The organism is Streptococcus sp. 2342 (genome assembly GCF_013276795.1).
GTDB lineage: Bacteria > Bacillota > Bacilli > Lactobacillales > Streptococcaceae > Streptococcus.
The window spans coordinates 75,340-96,196 of record NZ_VMLR01000006.1; the positions used below are offsets into that span (position 1 = coordinate 75,340).

Genomic DNA, 20,857 nt, shown 5'->3' on the forward strand with positions numbered 1-20,857 from the left:
AGAAATTATGGCCCTACCAACTATTGCCATTGTAGGACGTCCCAATGTTGGGAAATCAACCCTATTTAATCGGATCGCTGGTGAGCGAATCTCCATTGTAGAAGATGTCGAAGGAGTGACACGTGACCGTATCTATGCAACGGGTGAGTGGCTCAATCGTTCCTTTAGCATGATTGATACAGGAGGAATCGATGATGTCGTTGCTCCTTTCATGGAACAAATCAAGCACCAGGCGGAAATTGCCATGGAAGAAGCAGATGTTATCGTCTTCGTCGTGTCTGGTAAGGAAGGAATTACCGATGCGGACGAATACGTAGCCCGTAAGCTTTATAAGACCCATAAACCAGTTATCCTCGCAGTGAACAAGGTGGACAACCCTGAGATGCGAAATGATATCTATGATTTCTATGCCCTCGGTTTGGGTGAACCACTGCCTATCTCATCTGTCCATGGTATCGGTACAGGGGATGTGCTAGATGCCATCGTAGAAAATCTTCCAAATGAATATGAAGAAGAAAATCCAGATGTGATTAAGTTTAGTCTGATTGGTCGTCCAAACGTTGGAAAATCAAGTTTGATCAATGCTATCTTGGGAGAAGACCGTGTCATTGCCAGTCCTGTTGCTGGAACAACGCGTGACGCTATTGATACCCACTTTACAGATACAGATGGTCAAGAGTTTACCATGATTGATACGGCTGGTATGCGTAAGTCTGGTAAGGTTTATGAAAATACCGAGAAATATTCTGTCATGCGCGCCATGCGTGCTATTGACCGTTCAGATGTGGTCTTGATGGTCATCAATGCGGAAGAGGGTATCCGTGAATACGACAAGCGTATCGCTGGATTTGCCCACGAAGCTGGCAAAGGGATGATTATCGTGGTCAACAAGTGGGATACACTTGAAAAAGATAACCACACCATGAAAAACTGGGAAGAAGATATCCGTGAGCAGTTCCAATACCTGCCTTACGCACCGATTATCTTTGTATCAGCCTTGACCAAGCAACGTCTCCACAAACTGCCTGAGATGATTAAGCAAATCAGTGAAAGTCAAAACACACGTATTCCATCAGCTGTCTTGAACGATGTGATTATGGATGCCATTGCCATCAACCCAACACCGACAGACAAAGGGAAACGCCTCAAGATTTTCTATGCGACCCAAGTGGCAACTAAACCACCAACCTTTGTTATCTTTGTCAACGAAGAAGAGCTTATGCACTTTTCTTACCTGCGTTTCTTGGAAAATCAAATCCGCAAGGCCTTTGTCTTTGAGGGAACTCCAATCCATCTCATCGCAAGAAAGCGTAAATAAAAAAGTAGAATCTGGAATGACATTTCCAGATTTTTTTGATATAATAAAATAATAGAAAACGCTATCAAAAAGGAGGTGTCGATGAAACATTTGTTTAAATTTGTGCTCTTATTTCCCTGGTTTTACTTTTTCAGCTGGATTGAAAAGGATAATAGAGAAAGTAAATTTTTCCCAATTTTTTACTATTTTTACTGGTTTTACATTCCCCTCTATGCTCTTTTTAGCCTTGCTTGGACAGTTATTTCAGTTCTGTTTTTCAATATCGTCTTGAGAAATTTGACAGATATCAAGTTATGGGGCATTTGGTTTCTTTTTATTCTGCTAGCTATTGGTCTGAATAGGTTAACTTATTCCTGTTTCAAAAAAATGCTTAGACTAAGAAAGGAGTTAGGAAAGTCTAAGGGCGGAAGGCATTGATTTATATCGGTTTTTATTTGTAGGAGGTGGCTTATGAAGATTCCTCTCTTAACTTTGGCAAGGCATAAATTTGTTTATGTCTTGCTTACTTTGCTTTTTCTTGCTTTGGTTTATCGTGATGTTTTGATGACTTATTTCTTTTTTGATATTCATGCGCCCGATCTAGCTAAATTCGATGGACAAGCAATTAAAAATGACTTATTAAAATCAGCATTAGATTTTCGTATTCTCCAGTTCAATCTAGGTTTTTATCAATCATTTATTATTCCAATCATCATTGTTTTGCTAGGTTTTCAATATATTGAGCTGAAAAATAAGGTTTTACGATTGAGTATTGGAAGAGAAGTGAGTTATCAAGGGTTAAAAAGAAAGTTGACTTTGCAAGTTGCAAGTATCCCTTGCTTGATATATTTAGTGACTGTGCTGATAATTGCAATTTTAACTTATTTCTTTGGGACTTTTTCTCCTCTTGAATGGAATTCTCTATTTTCTGATGGGAGTAGTTTACAAAGGCTCCTAAATGGAGAGATAACAAGCTATTTGTTCTTTACTTGTGTCCTACTAATCGGTATTTTCATCAATGCAGTCTATTTTTTTAAAATAGTTGATTATTTAGGGAATGTGACTCGTTCGGCAATTGCCTATTTGATGTTTCTTTGGCTTGGTTCTATGTTGCTCTATAGTGCCTTGCCTTACTATATGGTTCCTATAACGAGTTTGATGCAAGCTAGCTATGGGGATGTCAGTTTGATGAAACTCTTTACTCCTTATATCCTTTATATTGTCCCTTATATGGTGCTTGAAAAATATGAAGATAATGTTTAAGAATTTTAACAATATTTTGCTAAAGAGAAAGATCGTTTTACTACTTCGTATAGTTTTGATGATGATTTTGATTAACTATCTATTGTCAACAGTGGTTCAAAAGCAGGATGTTTTTCTCTTTTTCAAGAGGGAATTGATTTCAATCTTTTCCTATAATGACTATTCTGAAGCGAATTTAGAAATCCCCAAACTCTTGTTAAACCTTTCGATTTTCATGGTAGGATGGCTCTCTGTCATTTTGCTTGAAAGTGATTTGGCAGACCATTACCATCACTTGATTCGCTATCAATCAAGCTCCTTTTTCGATTATACAAGGAAACGATTGGTTGTCATCTCTAAATTTTTTACTCAAGATTTATTTGTCTGGTTCCTTGGTTTACTTCCTCTAGGAATTCATTTCAAAACAGTCGTACTTTTCTTTTTACTTGCTCAGTTAATGATGTTGTACTTACTCCTGTCTTATCTGATAGCACTTATTAGTGCGGGCGCTGGTTTTTCCTTTTTTCTCTATTTTTTAGCATTTGTGGGACAAGAATGGATGATGGATCATATTGTAACAGTGTATTTAGTACTCCTAAGTTTATTAGTTATCTTGATTGTTAGTCGTTTGGAAGAGAAATTTAAGAAAGGATAAACGATGAAACTTGAAATTATAGATGGACAGAAAATTTATGGGAAAAGACCTATTTTAAATCAGTTGAATTTGGTGTTTCAATCAGGAAAAATTTATGGACTTAAAGGTGATAATGGATCTGGCAAGACGGTTCTTTTAAAGGTACTTGCTGGTTATATTAAGCTTGACAAAGGAAAAGTTCTTCAAGATGGTAAAGTTTACGGGGTGAAAAATCATTATATTCAGGATGCAGGGATTTTAATTGAAAAGGTAGAGTTTCTATCTCATTTATCCCTGAGAGAAAATTTGGAACTGTTAAGGGATTTTTCATCTGAAATTACTGAAAAAAGAATTGCCGATTGGATCCAATATTATGATTTAAAGGAATTTGAAGATGTTGAATACCGTCATTTATCCTTAGGAACAAAGCAAAAAATAGCTTTGATTCAAGCCTTTATTGCCGAACCATCTATACTCTTTCTCGATGAACCCATGAATGCTTTGGATGAGAAGAGTGTGAGGTTAACCAAACAGGTCATTTTATCTTACCTGAAAAAAGAAAATGGTCTGGTTATCCTGACATCACACATATCGGAAGATATTTCAGACCTTTGCACAGATGTATTAGTTGTCGAAAATGGACATATACAATATTTAAAGGATATACAATCCTAGGAGGTGGCTTATGGAACATCTAAAATCATTTATTACACGCTATTCTAAGGTCTATATTGGTTTAGTTCTGTTGATCTGGCTGGCTTTCTTCTTTCTTCCTTGGGACAGTCCGATTCTGGGGGGGGAGATTGACCTCTTCAGCATACAGAAAGTCTTGCTAGTTTTTGGTATTCTGTCTATTTTGATGGCCTTGCTGTCCAAGAAAGTCAGTCTCTTTGTTTTTGGACTCATCTGCTGTCTTTCTCTTTGGATAAATCTATTTATCCTATTTGCCATTTTGCCGATTTTTGGCAATTAAACCAACATAAAAGTCAGAGAGGTTAGCTTGGGAACTAGCCTCTTTTTCCTTTTCAAAATGGGGATTCTTCCTTGAAAATAATCAGTAATTGTGCTAAAATTAAAAGAACATTCTAAAATATTCGGAATTTAAAGTAAGGAAAAACATGGCTAATATTTTAAAAACAATTATCGAAAATGATAAAGGAGAAATCCGTCGTCTGGAAAAGATGGCTGACAAGGTTTTCAAATACGAAGACCAAATGGCTGCTTTGACTGATGACCAACTAAAAGCAAAAACAGTTGAATTTAAAGAACGTTATCAAAATGGAGAATCACTGGATTCATTGCTTTATGAAGCATTTGCGGTTGTCCGTGAGGGTGCCAAACGTGTCCTAGGCCTCTTCCCATATAAGGTTCAGGTCATGGGGGGAATCGTTCTTCACCATGGTGACGTGCCAGAAATGCGTACAGGGGAAGGGAAAACCTTGACTGCGACTATGCCGGTATACCTCAATGCCCTTTCAGGTAAAGGGGTTCACGTAGTTACGGTCAATGAATACCTGTCAGAACGTGACGCGACTGAAATGGGTGAATTGTACTCATGGCTTGGCTTGTCAGTAGGGATTAACTTGGCTGCCAAATCTCCAATGGAGAAAAAAGAAGCCTATGAGTGTGACATTACCTACTCAACTAACTCAGAAATCGGATTTGACTACCTTCGTGACAACATGGTCGTCCGCGCTGAAAACATGGTACAACGTCCGCTTAACTATGCCTTGGTCGATGAGGTTGACTCAATCTTGATTGATGAGGCCCGTACACCTTTGATCGTATCAGGTGCTAACGCAGTTGAAACCAGTCAGCTCTACCACATGGCAGACCACTATGTGAAATCTTTGGACAAAGACGACTACATCATCGATGTGCAGTCTAAGACTATTGGTTTGTCTGATTCAGGGATTGACAAGGCTGAAAGCTACTTCAAACTTGAAAATCTCTATGACATCGAAAATGTAGCTCTGACTCACTTTATTGATAACGCCCTTCGTGCCAACTATATCATGCTTCTCGATATTGACTATGTGGTGAGCGAAGAGCAAGAAATCTTGATCGTTGACCAATTTACAGGTCGTACCATGGAAGGTCGTCGTTATTCTGATGGCTTGCACCAAGCTATTGAAGCCAAAGAAGGTGTGCCAATCCAGGATGAAACCAAGACATCTGCCTCAATCACCTACCAAAACCTTTTCCGTATGTACAAGAAATTGTCTGGTATGACGGGTACAGGTAAGACGGAGGAAGAAGAATTCCGTGAAATCTACAACATTCGTGTTATTCCAATCCCAACCAACCGTCCTGTTCAACGTATTGACCACTCAGACCTTCTTTATGCAAGTATCGAGGCTAAGTTTAAGGCGGTTGTCGAAGACGTTAAGGCTCGTTACCAAAAAGGTCAGCCTGTCTTGGTTGGTACAGTAGCGGTTGAAACTAGTGACTACATTTCTAAGAAATTAGTCGCAGCTGGCGTTCCTCACGAAGTCTTGAATGCCAAAAACCACTATAGAGAAGCCCAAATCATCATGAATGCTGGTCAACGTGGTGCTGTTACTATCGCAACCAACATGGCCGGTCGTGGTACCGACATCAAGCTTGGTGAAGGGGTTCGTGAATTGGGTGGACTTTGTGTGATTGGTACAGAACGTCATGAAAGTCGTCGTATCGATAACCAGCTTCGTGGACGTTCAGGTCGTCAAGGAGACCCAGGTGAGTCACAATTCTACCTCTCTCTTGAAGATGACTTGATGAAACGTTTTGGTTCTGAACGCTTGAAGGGAATTTTTGAACGTCTCAATATGTCTGAAGAGGCGATTGAGTCTCGTATGTTGACGCGTCAGGTTGAAGCAGCGCAAAAACGTGTCGAAGGAAATAACTACGATACCCGTAAACAAGTCCTTCAATACGATGACGTCATGCGTGAACAACGTGAGATTATCTATGCTCAACGTTACGATGTCATCACTGCAGACCGTGACTTGGCACCTGAAATTCAGTCTATGATCAAACGCACGATTGAACGTGTCGTTGATGGTCATGCGCGTGCCAAACAAGATGAAAAACTAGAGGCGATTTTGAACTTTGCTAAGTACAACTTGCTTCCAGAAGATTCAATTACGATGGACGACTTGTCAGGCTTGTCTGATAAGGCCATCAAGGAAGAACTTTTCCAACGTGCCTTGAAGGTTTACGATAGTCAGGTTTCAAAACTACGTGATGAAGAAGCAGTTAAAGAATTCCAAAAAGTCTTGATTCTACGAGTGGTGGATAACAAGTGGACAGATCATATCGATGCCCTTGATCAATTGCGTAACGCGGTTGGACTTCGTGGCTATGCTCAGAACAACCCTGTTGTTGAGTATCAGGCAGAAGGTTTCCGTATGTTTAATGACATGATTGGTTCGATTGAGTTTGATGTGACACGCTTGATGATGAAAGCACAAATTCATGAACAAGAAAGACCACAGGCAGAACGCCATATCAGTACAACAGCGACTCGCAATATCGCTGCTCACCAAGCAAGTATGCCAGAAGATTTGGATTTGAGCCAGATTGGACGCAATGAACTTTGCCCATGTGGTTCTGGTAAGAAGTTTAAAAACTGTCACGGTAAAAGACAATAAAATGAGATAGTTTAGAGGCGGATACCTTGTGAAAAGTAAATTTTTACTTGGTATCCGTTTGCTTTATAAGGAGATGAGTTATGGTATTTACAGCAAAAAGTCCTAAAATCAATATTGAAGAAGTTCGTGCCTTATCAAAATTAGAAGGCCAAGCTTTGGAGAGAAAATCACAGCGTGATCAAGAGCTAGAAGCCATTATACGTGGAGAAGACCAGCGAATTCTCTTGGTAATCGGGCCATGCTCATCTGACAATGAAGAAGCTGTTCTTGAGTACGCTAAGCGTTTGGCAGCTTTGCAAGAAAAAGTAGCAGACCGTATCTTTATGGTTATGCGTGTTTATACTGCCAAACCCCGTACCAACGGAGATGGATACAAGGGCTTGATTCACCAGCCTAACGCGACAGAAGCACCAAGCCTCATCAACGGAATCAAAGCTGTGCGCCATCTTCACTATCGTGTCATCACAGAAACAGGCATGACAACAGCTGATGAAATGCTTTATCCTGAAAATCTGCCGCTTGTAGATGATTTGATTTCTTATATGGCGGTTGGTGCCCGTTCAGTTGAAGACCAGCAACACCGCTTTGTGGCAAGTGGGGCAGGATTTTCGACTGGTTTTAAAAATCCAACCTCTGGAAATCTCAATGTTATGTTTAATGGGATTTATGCTGCTCAAAACAAACAAAGCTTCCTTTTCCTAGGAAAAGAAGTGGAAACAACTGGTAATCCGCTTTCACACGCTATTCTTCGCGGTGCTCTTAATGAATATGGAAAAAATATTCCCAACTACTATTATGACAATTTAATTGAGACCATTGCCCAGTATGAGAAAATGAGCTTGGAAAATCCTTTTATCATCATTGATACCAATCATGACAACTCTGGTAAGCAATACATGGATCAGATTCGAATTGTCCGCCAGACCTTGATTAACCGTGCTTGGAATGAAAAAATCAAGCAGTTCGTTCGTGGTTTTATGATTGAGTCTTATCTAGAAGACGGTCGTCAAAACGAACCGGAAGTATTTGGCAAGTCTATAACAGACCCTTGCCTGGGTTGGGATAACACAGAAGCTCTTGTCAGAGAAATTTACAAAACGTTAGGAGAATAAGATGGTATTTATTGAAAAAGGTCAAGAAATCGATATGGAAGTCATCAAGGCTGAAACCCAATTGTCTGCGGAAGCCTTGAGACTCAAGGAAAGCCGTGACAGGGAATTGGCAGACATTATTTCAGGGGAAGATGACCGTATCCTCTTGGTGATTGGTCCTTGCTCTTCTGATAATGAAGAAGCTGTCTTGGAATATGCCCGCCGTTTGTCCGCCTTGCAAAAGAAGGTAGCGGACAAGATTTTCATGGTTATGCGCGTGTATACTGCTAAACCTCGGACTAACGGAGACGGCTATAAGGGCTTGGTGCACCAGCCAGATACTTCTAAGGCTCCAAGCCTGATTAACGGTTTGCAGGCTGTGCGCCAGTTGCACTACCGCGTGATTACAGAGACTGGCTTGACAACGGCAGATGAGATGCTTTATCCGTCAAATCTGATTTTGGTGGATGACTTGGTCAGCTACCATGCCGTTGGAGCTCGTTCTGTGGAAGACCAAGAGCACCGCTTTGTGGCTTCAGGGATTGATGCACCAGTCGGGATGAAAAATCCAACCTCAGGAAATTTGGGTGTTATGTTTAACGCCATCTATGCTGCTCAAAACAAGCAAACCTTCCTTTATCATGGGCAGGAAGTTGAGACATCAGGTAATCCTTTGGCCCATGTTATCCTCCGTGGAGCAGTTAACGAGTATGGCAATTATATGCCGAATTACTACTATGAAAACCTACTTCAAGCCATTGAACGCTATGAAACCATGGGACTTGAAAATCCCTTTATCCTCATTGATACCAACCATGATAACTCCGGCAAGCAGTATATGGAGCAGATTCGAATTGTTCGTCAGACCTTGCAGAATCGTGATTGGAATGAGAAAATCAAAAAGACGGTTCGAGGCTTTATGATTGAATCCTACCTAGCAGATGGTCGTCAAAACCAACCAGAGGTCTTTGGTTGCTCTATTACTGACCCTTGCCTAGGTTGGGAAAATACAGAGGCTTTGATAGAAGAGATTTATGCTACCTTGACAAAATAAGTGAAAAGGATGGAGTTGGGGAATCTCAACTCCTTTTGATGAAAATGATAGTTGGACATGGAATTGACATCGAAGAATTGGCTTCGATAGAAAGCGCAGTTACACGACATGAAGGCTTTGCTAAGCGCGTGCTGACCGCTAAGGAAATGGAACGGTTTAACAGTCTTAAAGGGCGCAGGCAGATTGAATATTTGGCTGGTCGCTGGTCGGCTAAAGAAGCCTTTTCCAAGGCCATGGGAACGGGTATTGGCAAGCTCGGTTTTCAGGATTTAGAAGTTTTGAACAATGAACGCGGGGCGCCTTATTTTAGTCAGTCATCATTTTCAGGAAAAATTTGGCTGTCTATTAGCCATACCGATCAGTTTGTGACAGCCAGTGTTATTTTGGAGGAAAATCATGAAAGCTAGTCCGCATAGACCAACCAAGGCTCTGATTCATCTGGGAGCTATTCGACACAATATTCAGCAAATGGGGGCTCATATCCCTAATGGGACACTCAAGTGGGCAGTGGTCAAGGCCAATGCTTACGGGCATGGAGCTGTTGCCGTTGCTAAGGCAATCCAAGATGATGTTGATGGCTTTTGCGTTTCCAATATCGATGAAGCCATTGAACTCAGACAAGCTGGACTCAGCAAGCCAATCCTCATTTTAGGAGTTTCTGAGCTAGAAGTTGTTGCTCTAGCTAAAGAATACGATATCACCTTGACAGTGGCTGGACTGGAGTGGATTCAAGCACTCTTATCTAGGGAGGAAGATCTAGCAGGTTTAACAGTCCATCTCAAGATTGACTCAGGCATGGGACGAATTGGTTTTAGAGAGGCTCGTGAGACTAATCAGGCTCGAGACTTGCTCCAACAACATGGTGTGCATGTTGAAGGGATTTTTACCCACTTTGCTACTGCTGATGAGGAATCAGATGACTATTTTAATGCCCAGTTAGAACGGTTTAAAACCATTCTATCAAGTATGAAAGGTCTTCCAGAGCTGGTTCATGCCAGTAATTCAGCAACGACCCTTTGGCATGCAGAGACTATTTTCAATGCGGTTCGTATGGGAGACGCCATGTATGGTCTCAATCCTAGCGGAGAGGTCTTGGATTTGCCTTATGATTTGATACCGGCCTTGACCTTGGAGTCTGCTTTAGTTCATGTCAAGACAGTTCCAGCTGGGGCTTGCATGGGCTATGGAGCGACCTATCAAGCGGATAGCGAGCAAGTCATCGCGACCGTGCCAATCGGCTATGCGGATGGTTGGACACGAGACCTGCAAAATTTCTCTGTCTTGGTAGATGGCCAAGCTTGCCCAATCGTCGGCAGGGTTTCGATGGACCAAATCACCATTCGTCTGCCTAAGCCTTACCCACTCGGAACTAAGGTAACTTTGATTGGCTCCAACGGTGACAAGGAAATCACTGCAACTCAGGTAGCTGCCTACCGTGGGACTATTAACTATGAGGTGGTTTGTCTCCTCAGCGACCGCATTCCGAGAGAATATTATTAGAAAAGAAAGGAGTGGAGCATGAATCTACATCAACCCTTGCATGTCTTACCTGGTGTGGGACCAAAGTCAGCAGAAAAATACGCCAAACTAGGAATTGAAAATTTGCAAGATCTCTTGCTCTACTTTCCTTTCCGTTACGAAGATTTTAAGACCAAGCAGGTGCTGGAACTGGAAGACGGGGAAAAGGCAGTTCTGTCTGGTCAAGTCGTGACTCCTGCCAGTGTCCAGTATTATGGTTTCAAACGCAATCGTCTACGCTTTAGTCTCAAGCAGGGAGAAGTTGTTTTTGCGGTGAATTTCTTTAACCAGCCCTATCTAGCAGATAAGATAGAGTTGGGAGCAACTCTTGCTGTCTTTGGAAAATGGGACCGTGCCAAGGCTAGTTTGACTGGGATGAAGGTCCTGGCTCAGGTGGAAGATGACCTCCAACCTGTCTATCGCTTGGCTCAGGGAATCAGTCAGGCCAGTTTGGTCAAGGTCATCAAGACAGCCTTTGATCAGGGACTGGACCTCTTGATTGAGGAAAATCTTCCCCAGTCTTTGCTGGACAAATACAAACTCATGTCCCGTTGTCAGGCCGTTCGTGCTATGCATTTCCCCAAGGATTTGGGAGAATACAAGCAGGCCCTTCGCCGTATCAAATTTGAGGAACTCTTTTATTTTCAAATGCAGTTGCAGACGCTCAAGTCTGAAAATAGAGTTCAGGGAAGCGGTCTGGTTCTGGATTGGTCTCAGGAAAAAGTGACAGCAGTCAAAGAAAGCCTGCCTTTTGCCCTGACTTCAGCTCAAGAAAAGAGTTTGCAAGAAATTTTGATCGACATGAAGTCGGATCACCACATGAATCGTCTCTTGCAAGGGGATGTGGGGAGTGGAAAAACAGTCGTCGCTGGCTTGGCTATGTATGCGGCAGTGACGACTGGCTATCAGGCTGCTCTCATGGTGCCAACAGAAATTCTCGCAGAGCAACATTTTGAGAGTCTACAGAGTCTATTCCCAGACCTAAAACTCGCTCTCTTGACAGGTTCCTTGAAAGCTGCAGAAAAGAGAGAAGTCTTGGAGACTATTGCCAAGGGTGAGGCTGATTTGATTATCGGAACTCACGCTCTGATACAGGATGGGGTGGAGTATGCTCGTCTTGGTTTGATTATTATCGATGAGCAGCACCGTTTTGGTGTGGGGCAAAGGCGTATTTTACGGGAAAAAGGAGACAATCCAGATGTCCTCATGATGACGGCGACTCCCATACCAAGAACCTTGGCCATCACAGCCTTTGGAGATATGGATGTTTCCATTATCGACCAGATGCCAGCAGGACGGAAACCTATTGTGACACGCTGGATCAAGCATGAGCAACTACCACAGGTCTTGACTTGGTTAGAGGGAGAAATCCAAAAAGGTTCCCAAGCCTATGTCATCTCTCCCTTGATTGAAGAATCAGAAGCTCTGGATTTGAAAAATGCCATTGCTCTATCTGAGGAGTTAACGGCTCATTTTGCTGGCAAGGCAGAAGTAGCCCTCCTACATGGCAAGATGAAGAGTGACGAAAAAGACCAGATTATGCAGGAGTTCAAAGAGAGAAAAACGGATATTCTAGTTTCGACAACGGTTATCGAGGTCGGGGTCAATGTTCCCAATGCGACCGTTATGATTATCATGGATGCCGACCGTTTTGGTCTCAGTCAACTCCATCAGCTCAGAGGTCGTGTTGGTCGGGGGGACAAGCAGTCCTATGCTGTTCTCGTGGCTAATCCCAAGACCAAGTCAGGGAAAGACCGCATGCGCATCATGACAGAAACCACTAATGGATTTCTCCTTGCGGAGGAAGATTTGAAAATGCGTGGTTCAGGTGAGATTTTTGGAACCAGACAGTCAGGACTACCAGAGTTTCAAGTAGCTGATATTATCGAAGATTTTCCGATTTTAGAAGAAGCAAGAAAGGTTGCTAGTTACATTAGTTCTATTGAAGGCTGGCAAGAGGATCCAGAGTGGCGCATGATAGCTTTTCATTTGGAAAAGAAAGAACATCTGGATTAAGCTTTCTCTAAGGAAAACTTAAGCTAGCTTTCAGATTTGACCCTTATACTAGAGTCATCAAAAAGAAACGAGGACTCTCACATGACAGTAACGATTAAAGTAAATTACCAAACCACTTTTCAAAAGAAGGAAGCAAAAAACTAGTATAAACAGAAGAGAGAGCGAAATGCTCTTTTTTTGTTTCTAAAACTACTTTCAGCCTATCATCCTAAAAGTAAAGAATCTAAATTCACTTTCTATTTACCCTTCTTTCTTGCATTGCTTCCCTAGATGTGCTACAGTGGTGCTAGCGATTACAAAATATAAGGAGCATGCTATGAAAAATCCAACTTTGTTAGAAGAGATTAAGACTTATCTAGGAAGGGATGAGGTTCCAGAAGACTTTGATGCTTTCTGGGATGAGGAAGTGAAAAATGTTTCCACGCTTCCAGCCTACCACTTGGAGGAAAGAGATTTCCACCTTCCTCAAGTCAAGTGCTATGAGTTAACCTTTGAAGGAACCAATGAAGGCAAGGTCTATGCACGCGTCGTTCTTCCAAAGAGTGAGGAGAAGGTTCCGCTAATCTTCCATTTCCATGGTTATATGGGACGTGGCTGGGACTGGACCGACATGCTGGCCTTCACCGTGGCTGGTTACGGTGTTGTCTCCATGGATGTGCGGGGCCAGTCAGGTTATTCGCAAGACGGCTTGCGTTCTCCTCTAGGAAATACTGTTAAGGGGCATATCATCCGTGGGGCTGTGGAAGGTCGGGATCGCCTCTTTTATAAGGATGTTTATCTGGATATTTACCAGTTGGTCGAAATTGTTGCTAGTCTGTCTCAGGTTGATGAGAAGCGTCTTTCTAGCTATGGTGCCTCGCAAGGAGGGGCTTTGGCCTTGGTTGCAGCAGCGCTCAATCCTCGAATTCAGAAAACAGTTGCCATCTATCCCTTCTTGTCAGACTTCAGACGAGTGCTTGAGATTGGTAATACTAGCGAGGCTTACGACGAACTTTTCCGTTATTTCAAGTTTCACGACCCCTTCCATGAAACAGAGGAGGAAATCATGGCGACCCTGGCCTATATCGATGTGAAAAATCTTGCCCATCGTATCAAGGGTGAGGTTAAGATGATTACGGGCTTGGACGATGATGTTTGCTATCCTATTACCCAGTTTGCGATTTACAACCGTCTGACATGCGATAAAGCCTATCGCATCATGCCTGAGTATGCCCACGAAGCCATGAATGTATTTGTCAATGACCAAGTCTACAACTGGCTTTGTGGTAGTGAAATTCCTTTTAAGTATGTGAAGTGATGAATGAGAGAGCCTAGTAGCTCTCTTTTTGTATAGAGTCTAGTCAGCAAATATTCTAGTTCATATATACTTTGAAATTCATACTCTTCGAAAATCTCTTCAAACCACGTCAGCTTCGCCTTGTCGTATATATATGTTACTGACTTCGTCAGTTCTATCTGCCACCTCAAAACGGTGTTTTGAGCTGACTTTGTCAGTCTTATCTACAACCTCAAAACAGTGTTTTGAGCGGCCTGCGGCTAGCTTGGTCTTTGATCTTCATTGAGTATAAAAAACAGATGAGTCTCTGTTTTCTTTTTATGAACTATAAATGTTCAGCTGAAACTACTTTCAAGGAGATTATTATATAAAAGAGTTTCTTGAAACTAAAATCTATTATACTACACCGCGTTGAAAGCGTTTTAAAAATGAGGTATAATAAATTTGCTAACACTTATAAAAAGTGATAGAATCTTATCTTTATGTATATTTAAAGATAGATTGCTGTAAAAATAGTAGTAGCTATGCGAAATGACAGATAGAGAGAAGGGATTGAAGCTTAGAAAAGGGGAATAATATGATATTTAAGGCATTCAAGACAAAAAAGCAGAGAAAAAGACAAGTTGAACTACTTTTGACAGTTTTTTTCGATAGTTTTCTGATTGATTTATTTCTTCACTTATTTGGGATTGTCCCCTTTAAGTTGGATAAGATTCTGATTGTAAGCTTGATTATATTTCCCATTATTTCTATAAGTATTTATGCCTACGAAAAGCTATTTGAAAAAGTGTTCGATAAGGATTGAGCAGAAAGTATGATGTAAATAGCATAAGCCGATGTCCAATAATTTGCTTATAAAGAGATATTTTAGTTTAATTGCAGCGGTGTCCTGGTAGATAAACTAGATTGGCAGGAGTCTGATTGGAGAAAGGAGAGGGGAAAATTGACACCGATTTGAGATAGTTTGTTTAGTTCATTTTTGTCATTTAAATGAACTGTAGTAAAAGAAAGTTAAGAAAAGACAAACTAAGTGTATTTTCTGGAGTAAATGTCTTATTTCAGAAATCGGGATATAGATATAGAGAGGATCAGTATGAATCGGAGTGTTCAAGAACGTAAGTGTCGTTATAGCATTAGGAAACTATCGGTAGGAGCGGTTTCTATGATTGTAGGAGCAGTGGTATTTGGAACGTCTCCTGTTTTAGCTCAAGAAGGGGCAAGTGAGCAACCTCTGGCAAATGAAACTCAACTTTCGGGGGGGGGGGGGAGCTCAACCCTAACTGATACAGAAAAGAGTCAGCCTTCTGAGGAAGGAGAAAATATAACTCTTCCTGCAGAGCATGTAGAGTCTGTTTCAGAGACTGAACTTTCTGGCAATGAGCAAGAACATGAAGACAAGCAAGAAGAAAAAATTCCAAGAGATTACTATGCACGAGATTTAGAAAATGTCGAAACAGTGATAGAAAAAGATGACTTAGAGACGAATGATTCAAACGAAAAAAGAGTAGACTTGTCTGATGAATTAGAGAAAGTAAAGGGACTCCAAAATGCAACTGTTCATGTGGAGTTCAAACCGGCTGCTGATGGTCCTAGTTTTTACAATCTCTTTTCTGCTTCCAGTACAACTAAAATAAATGAATACTTTACAATGGCAATCAATAATGGGACAGCTTTGATAGAGGGACGTGGAGCTGATGGTAGTCAATTTTATGGAAGTTATACAGATGCGCCTTTGAAGATTAGACCAGGCAAGTATAATTCGGTTACTTTTACTGTTGAAAGACCAAGAAAGGATAGTCCAAATGGTCAGGTTCGTCTTTATGTGAATGGTGTATTATCTCGTACGAATAAAAAGTCAGGAAAATTCCTGGCAGACATGCCAGATGTGGATAAACTCCAGTTAGGTGCAACTAATAGAGCAGGAGAACTGAAGTGGGGCTCAGATCTTTCTATTCGTAATCTGACTGTATACAATCGTGCTCTAACTCCAGAGGAAGTCAAAAAACGTAGCCAGTTATTTGATGTGACAGATATTGAGCCGTCACTTGCTGAAGGGGCAGTCTTGACAGAGAAGCAAGAGTTGTTTATGAGTGGTGTCAATGATAAGCCAAATAGTGAAGGAATTAAGAGTTATCGGATTCCAGCTTTGCTACGTACGGATAAAGGAACATTACTGGCAGGAGCAGATCAGCGTCGTCTCCACCATTCTGACTGGGGAGATATTGCTATGGTCGTTAGGAGAAGTGAGAATGGGGGAACTACTTGGCAGCCAACCTTAACCTTGACCAACCTGCGAGACAATCCAGAAGCAAAAGATCCGCAGGCACCATCTCCACTTAATATTGATATGGTCTTGGTTCAAGATCCTACCACAAAGAGAATTTTTTCAATCTACGATATGTTTCCAGAGGGTCGAGCTGTCTTTGGAATGCCAAACAAACCTCAAAAAGCTTATCAACAAGTTGGAGACAAGCACTATCAATTACTATATAAACAAGGGGAAAATCAAGCATATACTGTTCGAGAAAACGGAGAAGTATATGATGCAAATAATCAAAAAACAGATTATCGCGTTGTAGTGGATCCAAAAGAAGAAGCCTACAGAGATAAGGGTGACCTCTATAAAGGAGAAGAGCTTCTTGGGAATATCTACTTTGCTCAATCTGCTAAAAATCCATTTCGTGTAGCCTATACGAGCTATTTGTGGCTTTCCTATAGTGATGATGATGGGAAAACTTGGTCGAAACCAAGAGATATTACACCATCAATTCGCCAAGATTGGATGAAATTTTTAGGAACAGGTCCAGGTACAGGAATTGTGCTTAGAACAGGAGAGCACAAGGGGCGTATCCTAGTTCCTACTTATACCACCAACGCTATCTCCCATCTAAGCGGATCTCAGTCTTCTCGTTTGATTTATTCAGATGACCATGGAGAAACATGGCAGGCTGGAGCTGCTGTTAATGATGATAGGACAGTAGGCAGAAGAAAAATTCATTCCTCAACTATGAATAATAGTCCTGCCCAAAATACAGAGTCAGTTGCTGTACAGTTAAATAATGGTGATGTGAAACTCTTTATGAGAGGATTAACGGGTGATTTACAGGTTGCCACAAGTAAAGATGGTGGGCAAACTTGGGATAAGGAAATCAAGATATATAATCAGGTTAAAGATGTTTATGTCCAAATGGCTGCTATTCACACCATGCACGAAGGAAAAGAATACATCATTTTAACCAATTCAGGAGGACCTAAACGGACGAATGGAATGGCTCATTTGGCTCGTGTAGAGGACAACGGAGACTTGACTTGGTTACATCATAGACCAATTCAAAAAGGAGAGTTTGCCTATAATTCGCTTCAAGAATTAGGAAACGGTGAGTATGGTATCTTGTATGAACATACTGAAAAAGGACAAAATGCCTATACCCTATCATTTAGAAAATTTAACTGGGAATTTTTAACAAAAGATCCGGTATATCCAACAAGTGTAACTATCAGGGAAGTTCGTAAATTGGAAACAGAAGAAGAGGATGCAGAACAAGGTATCTTAGCGATACAATTTGATTCTGAGGTACTAGTGAATTCTATTCCGACTTTGACTTTAGCGAATGGACACAAAGCTACCTTCTTGACCCAGGCAGATCAAAAAACTCTACTTTTTACCTTCAATAAAGAAGATGCAGGTCAAGAAATTACAGGTCTACTGGCCGGTAGAATTGACAGTATGCATGATTTACCAGTTACACTAGCTGGTAGTAGAATTCCTGAAGATACGAAAGAAAATCCTGTCGAGACCATGAATACAGTAAGAGAAGATGTATCTGAGGAGATGACAGAAAGGAAGTCAGAGAAGAATCAAGTGTCTATGGAGCCTTCAGGCAGAATGGTAGCAAACTCTCCTCTTACTTCTCTTGCTCCTCGTTATCTCCAATCTTATGTAGGAGATGTTACTTTAACTCCTCTTAAAACTGAGATTAAAGTTCCAGTAACGACTGGTTGGAAGCAAGAAAATGGTGCGTGGTATTTTTATACATCTGCTGGTGAAGTGGTGAAAGGCTGGCATCAGGAAGCGGGTAAATGGTACTACTTGAGTTCTACTGGTGCGATGGCAACTGGTTGGGTTAGAGATGGTAATCAATGGTATTATTTGAGTGAGAGTGGAGCAATGTCTACTGGCTGGGTTGAATCCAGTGGTGTGTGGTACTATCTCAATGCTAACGGCTCAATGGCAACTGGTTGGATAAAAGATGGAGACCATTGGTACTATCAGGAATCATCTGGTGCAATGAAGGTAAATCAATGGTTCCAAGTTGGAGATAAATGGTACTATGTTAATGAAAGCGGAAGATTAGCGGTTAATACTATAGTAGATGGTTATCAAGTTAACTCCAATGGGGAGTGGGTCAACTACTAGAACCTTGGATGTTGATGAATAACTGAGACACGTTTTGTCCGTCATAGAGATTAAAAGTTTATTTAGATAGTTTTAGTAGAAATTTCTACTCTAAGAAAAAATCAATTTAGATGAGCTCCTATTGCCGGGTAAATGACTTGCTAGTCGTAAATAAACTGTATATTTCTGACTGGATACTAATAGTCGCAACTTAACAGTTCACTTTAAGTGTTAAAATGCATATAGCTAGTTATTGGTTATATGCGTTTTTGTTCTTGATTATTTTATTTCTTGTCTTGGAATATAGGTAAAATTATAGTAAAATAAAATTCTGTAGATCATGTTGGTAGATATACAGGAAGAAGAGTGTATTGTTGACAATACAGCACATAGAATCCAACATGTCCTTATACTCAAAAAATCAAAGAGCAAATTAGGAAGCTAACCGTAGCCTGCTCAAAATACCGTTTTGAGGTTGTAGATGAAACTGACGAAGTCAGCTCAAAACACCGTTTTGAGGTTGCAGATAGAACTGACGAAGTCAGCTCAAAACACCGTTTTGAGGTTGTAGATAGAACTGACGAAGTCAGTAACATATACATACGGCACGGCAAGGTTGACATGGTTTGAAGAGTATGGAATAATCATAACTTATTTGAAGATTTTAAAAGATTGTAAGCTATTATATCTGGATAAATAAGTATTAGAAACTAAAGTGAGGAAAAAGATGTTTTTATATTTAAAAGGTTTAGGAAAATTTCGTATCGCTAACACCAGACGGCTATAGAGTGAACGAGTACGGGGAATGGATCAACTGATTTTGCTTTACGACCTATTGACGAGCAAGCTAGTAGTATAAAAAAACATTAGAATTAATAGTCTAGGAAGTGATAAGAGTTCTCTAAAATGGTTGATTTTGTAATCTTTTTTGTAAAATATAGTCTTTAATAAATAATATGAGTAAAATTCATCTCTTTGAAAGTGATTAGGGGTAATAGTTTTGAAGTTTCTCGCTTCTTTTGTCTTTCTTTTACGAATAAATAGATAGAAGCATTGAATCTAGCAAACCTAGATTAAAAATGTGCTATAATAGAAGGAGGAAAAGGATGATTCTAAGACATCCGGGCATTAGCCCGACCAATGACTTGGTTGCTAAGAAAATCTTTAGCAACCCAGAAATCACTTGTCAATTTATCCGCGATATGCTGGACTTGCCAGCAAAAAATGTGACCATTTTGGAGGGGAGCAATATTCACGTCTTACCTTCCATGCCGTACTCAGCGCAGGATTTCTATACCAGTATAGATGTTTTAGCGGAGTTAGATAATGGAACCCAAGTTATCATTGAGATTCAAGTCCATCATCAGAATTTTTTCATCAATCGCCTGTGGGCTTACCTATGCAGTCAGGTCAATCAAAATCTTGAAAAAATTCGCCAACGAGAAGGTGATACTCACCAGAGTTATAAACACATCGCACCCGTTTATGCCATTGCAATTGTGGACAGCAACTACTTCTCAGATGACTTGGCTTTCCACAGTTTCAGCATGCGAGAGGACACGACAGGTGAGGTCTTAACCATCACAAATAACGGTCAGGAAAACCATCTGGTTAAGATGGCTTTCTTGGAATTAAAAAAATACAGAGAAACCAGCAAAGATAAGGTTCGCAAGCCGTGGTTGGAGTTTTTTGGGAATAAACCCTTTACTCAGGAACCCGAGCGAGCCATCAGTCAGGCAGACCAACTGCTGGACTACAAGAGCTGGTCCGAGGAGGATAGGGAAATGTTTAGTCAACTACGTATGCGCGAAGAACAAGCCTTGTTAGCACAGGACTATGCCTTGGAACAAGCTGAAGAAAAAGGGTTGGAGAGAGGTCGGGCAGAAGGACTTGAACGTGGAAAACTTTTTGCCTTTCTGGATATGGTTCGCCAAGGACTTCTGACTTCCGAGGTTGCCAGTCAGCAGTTGGGTATGTCAGTATCTGAGTTTGAGGCGTTGTTGTAAGATCAGCAATAATAGACAAGAAAACCATCTGGTTAAGATGGCATTCTTGGAATTAAAAAACTCTAAGCACAAAATCTTAAAAATCACAAACACGCATAGTATCAGGTATTGAACAACCTTGATACTATGCGTTTTATAGTGCAGTGAATCTATATTAGGACACTACAATTCTTAAATCATTGTTAGAAATTAGTTTGAATTTTCCAATCAATTTATTCGATTTTTACATCATTGCATTATATCATGCGACTATTAACCTTGTTTTCTCCTAAAATTGAGTTTTTTACACTTTCTTCTTTTTTCTGTTTTTTATCTTGTCCACTCGAAACAGGTCTTGCAAGAAACCTACTTATTTTTGAAAGTACTTTTAATGTAGTTGCTATAGTTAAAAAGATTTGAAACTAAATTCCAAATTAGAAAAAGACTTGAAATACTAAAAAAAAAAAGTATACTCTAATTGAAAACGGTAACAAAACTAATTTAGAGTATTTCTCTCTTAAAAAGTTCTTGGTGAAACGAGATGTAGAAAGGAGATTTAGGCAAAGAGTCTACTAGTGCTAGAATAATAGATTAGAATTATTTTAGAAAAACTAATACTCAATGAAAATCAAAGAGCAAACTAGGAAACTAGCCGCAGGCTGTACTTGAGTACGGCAAGGCGACGTTGACGCAGTTTGAATTTGATTTTCGAAGAG

16 protein-coding genes are annotated in these 20,857 nt (G+C 40.6%); all 16 read left to right on the forward strand.

Annotated elements, in window-relative coordinates; genetic code table 11:
• The first annotated feature begins 7 nt into the window (after nt 1–7).
• The 16 genes from der (at nt 8) to HT689_RS07945 (ending at nt 20,162) form a co-directional block, all read left to right on the forward strand.
• Nucleotides 8–1,318, forward strand: a complete 1,311-nt coding sequence (der, locus tag HT689_RS07865; protein WP_173225642.1) for a ribosome biogenesis GTPase Der — start codon at nt 8–10, stop codon at nt 1,316–1,318.
• Nucleotides 1,319–1,399: 81 nt separating this feature from the next.
• Nucleotides 1,400–1,735 (forward strand): hypothetical protein, encoded by a 336-nt coding sequence (locus HT689_RS07870; protein WP_173251535.1) that lies wholly within the window; start codon nt 1,400–1,402, stop codon nt 1,733–1,735.
• Nucleotides 1,736–1,768: 33 nt separating this feature from the next.
• On the forward strand, nt 1,769–2,560 hold the full coding sequence (locus HT689_RS07875; protein ID WP_173251537.1) for a hypothetical protein: 792 nt from the start codon (nt 1,769–1,771) through the stop codon (nt 2,558–2,560).
• Nucleotides 2,553–3,194: a hypothetical protein gene (locus HT689_RS07880; RefSeq protein WP_173251553.1), complete on the forward strand. Its 642-nt coding sequence runs from the start codon at nt 2,553–2,555 to the stop codon at nt 3,192–3,194. Before HT689_RS07875 ends, HT689_RS07880 begins: the two co-directional genes overlap by 8 nt.
• 3 nt (nt 3,195–3,197) lie before the next feature.
• On the forward strand, nt 3,198–3,848 hold the full coding sequence (locus tag HT689_RS07885; protein WP_173251539.1) for an ABC transporter ATP-binding protein: 651 nt from the start codon (nt 3,198–3,200) through the stop codon (nt 3,846–3,848).
• A 10-nt stretch (nt 3,849–3,858) separates the two neighbouring features.
• Nucleotides 3,859–4,146, forward strand: coding sequence for a hypothetical protein (locus tag HT689_RS07890; RefSeq protein ID WP_173251541.1), 288 nt, complete (start codon nt 3,859–3,861; stop codon nt 4,144–4,146).
• Nucleotides 4,147–4,291: 145 nt separating this feature from the next.
• Nucleotides 4,292–6,805: a preprotein translocase subunit SecA gene (gene secA / locus HT689_RS07895; protein WP_173251543.1), complete on the forward strand. Its 2,514-nt coding sequence runs from the start codon at nt 4,292–4,294 to the stop codon at nt 6,803–6,805.
• 80 nt (nt 6,806–6,885) lie between these two features.
• Nucleotides 6,886–7,917: a 3-deoxy-7-phosphoheptulonate synthase gene (locus HT689_RS07900; RefSeq protein WP_173225660.1), complete on the forward strand. Its 1,032-nt coding sequence runs from the start codon at nt 6,886–6,888 to the stop codon at nt 7,915–7,917.
• Between the two features lies 1 nt (nt 7,918).
• Entirely contained in the window at nt 7,919–8,950 is a 1,032-nt protein-coding gene (locus tag HT689_RS07905; RefSeq protein ID WP_173225662.1) for a 3-deoxy-7-phosphoheptulonate synthase, read from the forward strand.
• A gap of 44 nt (nt 8,951–8,994) precedes the next feature.
• Nucleotides 8,995–9,357: a holo-ACP synthase gene (gene acpS / locus HT689_RS07910; protein ID WP_240148097.1), complete on the forward strand. Its 363-nt coding sequence runs from the start codon at nt 8,995–8,997 to the stop codon at nt 9,355–9,357.
• Complete coding sequence (gene alr, locus HT689_RS07915) at nt 9,347–10,450, forward strand: alanine racemase (RefSeq protein ID WP_173225668.1); 1,104 nt, start codon at nt 9,347–9,349, stop codon at nt 10,448–10,450. The genes acpS and alr overlap by 11 nt, the downstream gene beginning before the upstream one ends.
• Before the next feature lie 18 nt (nt 10,451–10,468).
• Nucleotides 10,469–12,484, forward strand: coding sequence for an ATP-dependent DNA helicase RecG (gene recG / locus HT689_RS07920; protein ID WP_173225671.1), 2,016 nt, complete (start codon nt 10,469–10,471; stop codon nt 12,482–12,484).
• A 316-nt stretch (nt 12,485–12,800) separates the two neighbouring features.
• Nucleotides 12,801–13,781 carry an acetylxylan esterase gene (locus HT689_RS07925; protein ID WP_173225674.1) on the forward strand — a complete coding sequence of 327 codons (981 nt, stop codon included), beginning with the start codon at nt 12,801–12,803 and terminating at the stop codon, nt 13,779–13,781.
• A 556-nt stretch (nt 13,782–14,337) separates the two neighbouring features.
• A complete protein-coding gene (locus HT689_RS07930) occupies nt 14,338–14,565 on the forward strand; it encodes a hypothetical protein (protein ID WP_050234264.1) in 228 nt (75 codons plus the stop codon).
• Nucleotides 14,566–14,853: 288 nt separating this feature from the next.
• Nucleotides 14,854–18,177 carry a sialidase domain-containing protein gene (locus HT689_RS07940; protein ID WP_240148132.1) on the forward strand — a complete coding sequence of 1,108 codons (3,324 nt, stop codon included), beginning with the start codon at nt 14,854–14,856 and terminating at the stop codon, nt 18,175–18,177.
• A 1,085-nt stretch (nt 18,178–19,262) separates the two neighbouring features.
• A complete protein-coding gene (locus HT689_RS07945) occupies nt 19,263–20,162 on the forward strand; it encodes an Rpn family recombination-promoting nuclease/putative transposase (protein ID WP_173225679.1) in 900 nt (299 codons plus the stop codon).
• Nucleotides 20,163–20,857 lie beyond the last annotated feature (695 nt).

Bases quoted from the DNA above. Each gene is read 5' to 3' on its own strand.
- der (WP_173225642.1), top strand. From the start codon at position 8: ATGGCCCTACCAACTATTGCCATTGTAGGACGTCCCAATGTTGGGAAA.
- HT689_RS07870 (WP_173251535.1), top strand. From the start codon at position 1,400: ATGAAACATTTGTTTAAATTTGTGCTCTTATTTCCCTGGTTTTACTTT.
- HT689_RS07875 (WP_173251537.1), top strand. From the start codon at position 1,769: ATGAAGATTCCTCTCTTAACTTTGGCAAGGCATAAATTTGTTTATGTC.
- HT689_RS07880 (WP_173251553.1), top strand. From the start codon at position 2,553: ATGTTTAAGAATTTTAACAATATTTTGCTAAAGAGAAAGATCGTTTTA.
- HT689_RS07885 (WP_173251539.1), top strand. From the start codon at position 3,198: ATGAAACTTGAAATTATAGATGGACAGAAAATTTATGGGAAAAGACCT.
- HT689_RS07890 (WP_173251541.1), top strand. From the start codon at position 3,859: ATGGAACATCTAAAATCATTTATTACACGCTATTCTAAGGTCTATATT.
- secA (WP_173251543.1), top strand. From the start codon at position 4,292: ATGGCTAATATTTTAAAAACAATTATCGAAAATGATAAAGGAGAAATC.
- HT689_RS07900 (WP_173225660.1), top strand. From the start codon at position 6,886: ATGGTATTTACAGCAAAAAGTCCTAAAATCAATATTGAAGAAGTTCGT.
- HT689_RS07905 (WP_173225662.1), top strand. From the start codon at position 7,919: ATGGTATTTATTGAAAAAGGTCAAGAAATCGATATGGAAGTCATCAAG.
- acpS (WP_240148097.1), top strand. From the start codon at position 8,995: ATGATAGTTGGACATGGAATTGACATCGAAGAATTGGCTTCGATAGAA.
- alr (WP_173225668.1), top strand. From the start codon at position 9,347: ATGAAAGCTAGTCCGCATAGACCAACCAAGGCTCTGATTCATCTGGGA.
- recG (WP_173225671.1), top strand. From the start codon at position 10,469: ATGAATCTACATCAACCCTTGCATGTCTTACCTGGTGTGGGACCAAAG.
- HT689_RS07925 (WP_173225674.1), top strand. From the start codon at position 12,801: ATGAAAAATCCAACTTTGTTAGAAGAGATTAAGACTTATCTAGGAAGG.
- HT689_RS07930 (WP_050234264.1), top strand. From the start codon at position 14,338: ATGATATTTAAGGCATTCAAGACAAAAAAGCAGAGAAAAAGACAAGTT.
- HT689_RS07940 (WP_240148132.1), top strand. From the start codon at position 14,854: ATGAATCGGAGTGTTCAAGAACGTAAGTGTCGTTATAGCATTAGGAAA.
- HT689_RS07945 (WP_173225679.1), top strand. From the start codon at position 19,263: ATGATTCTAAGACATCCGGGCATTAGCCCGACCAATGACTTGGTTGCT.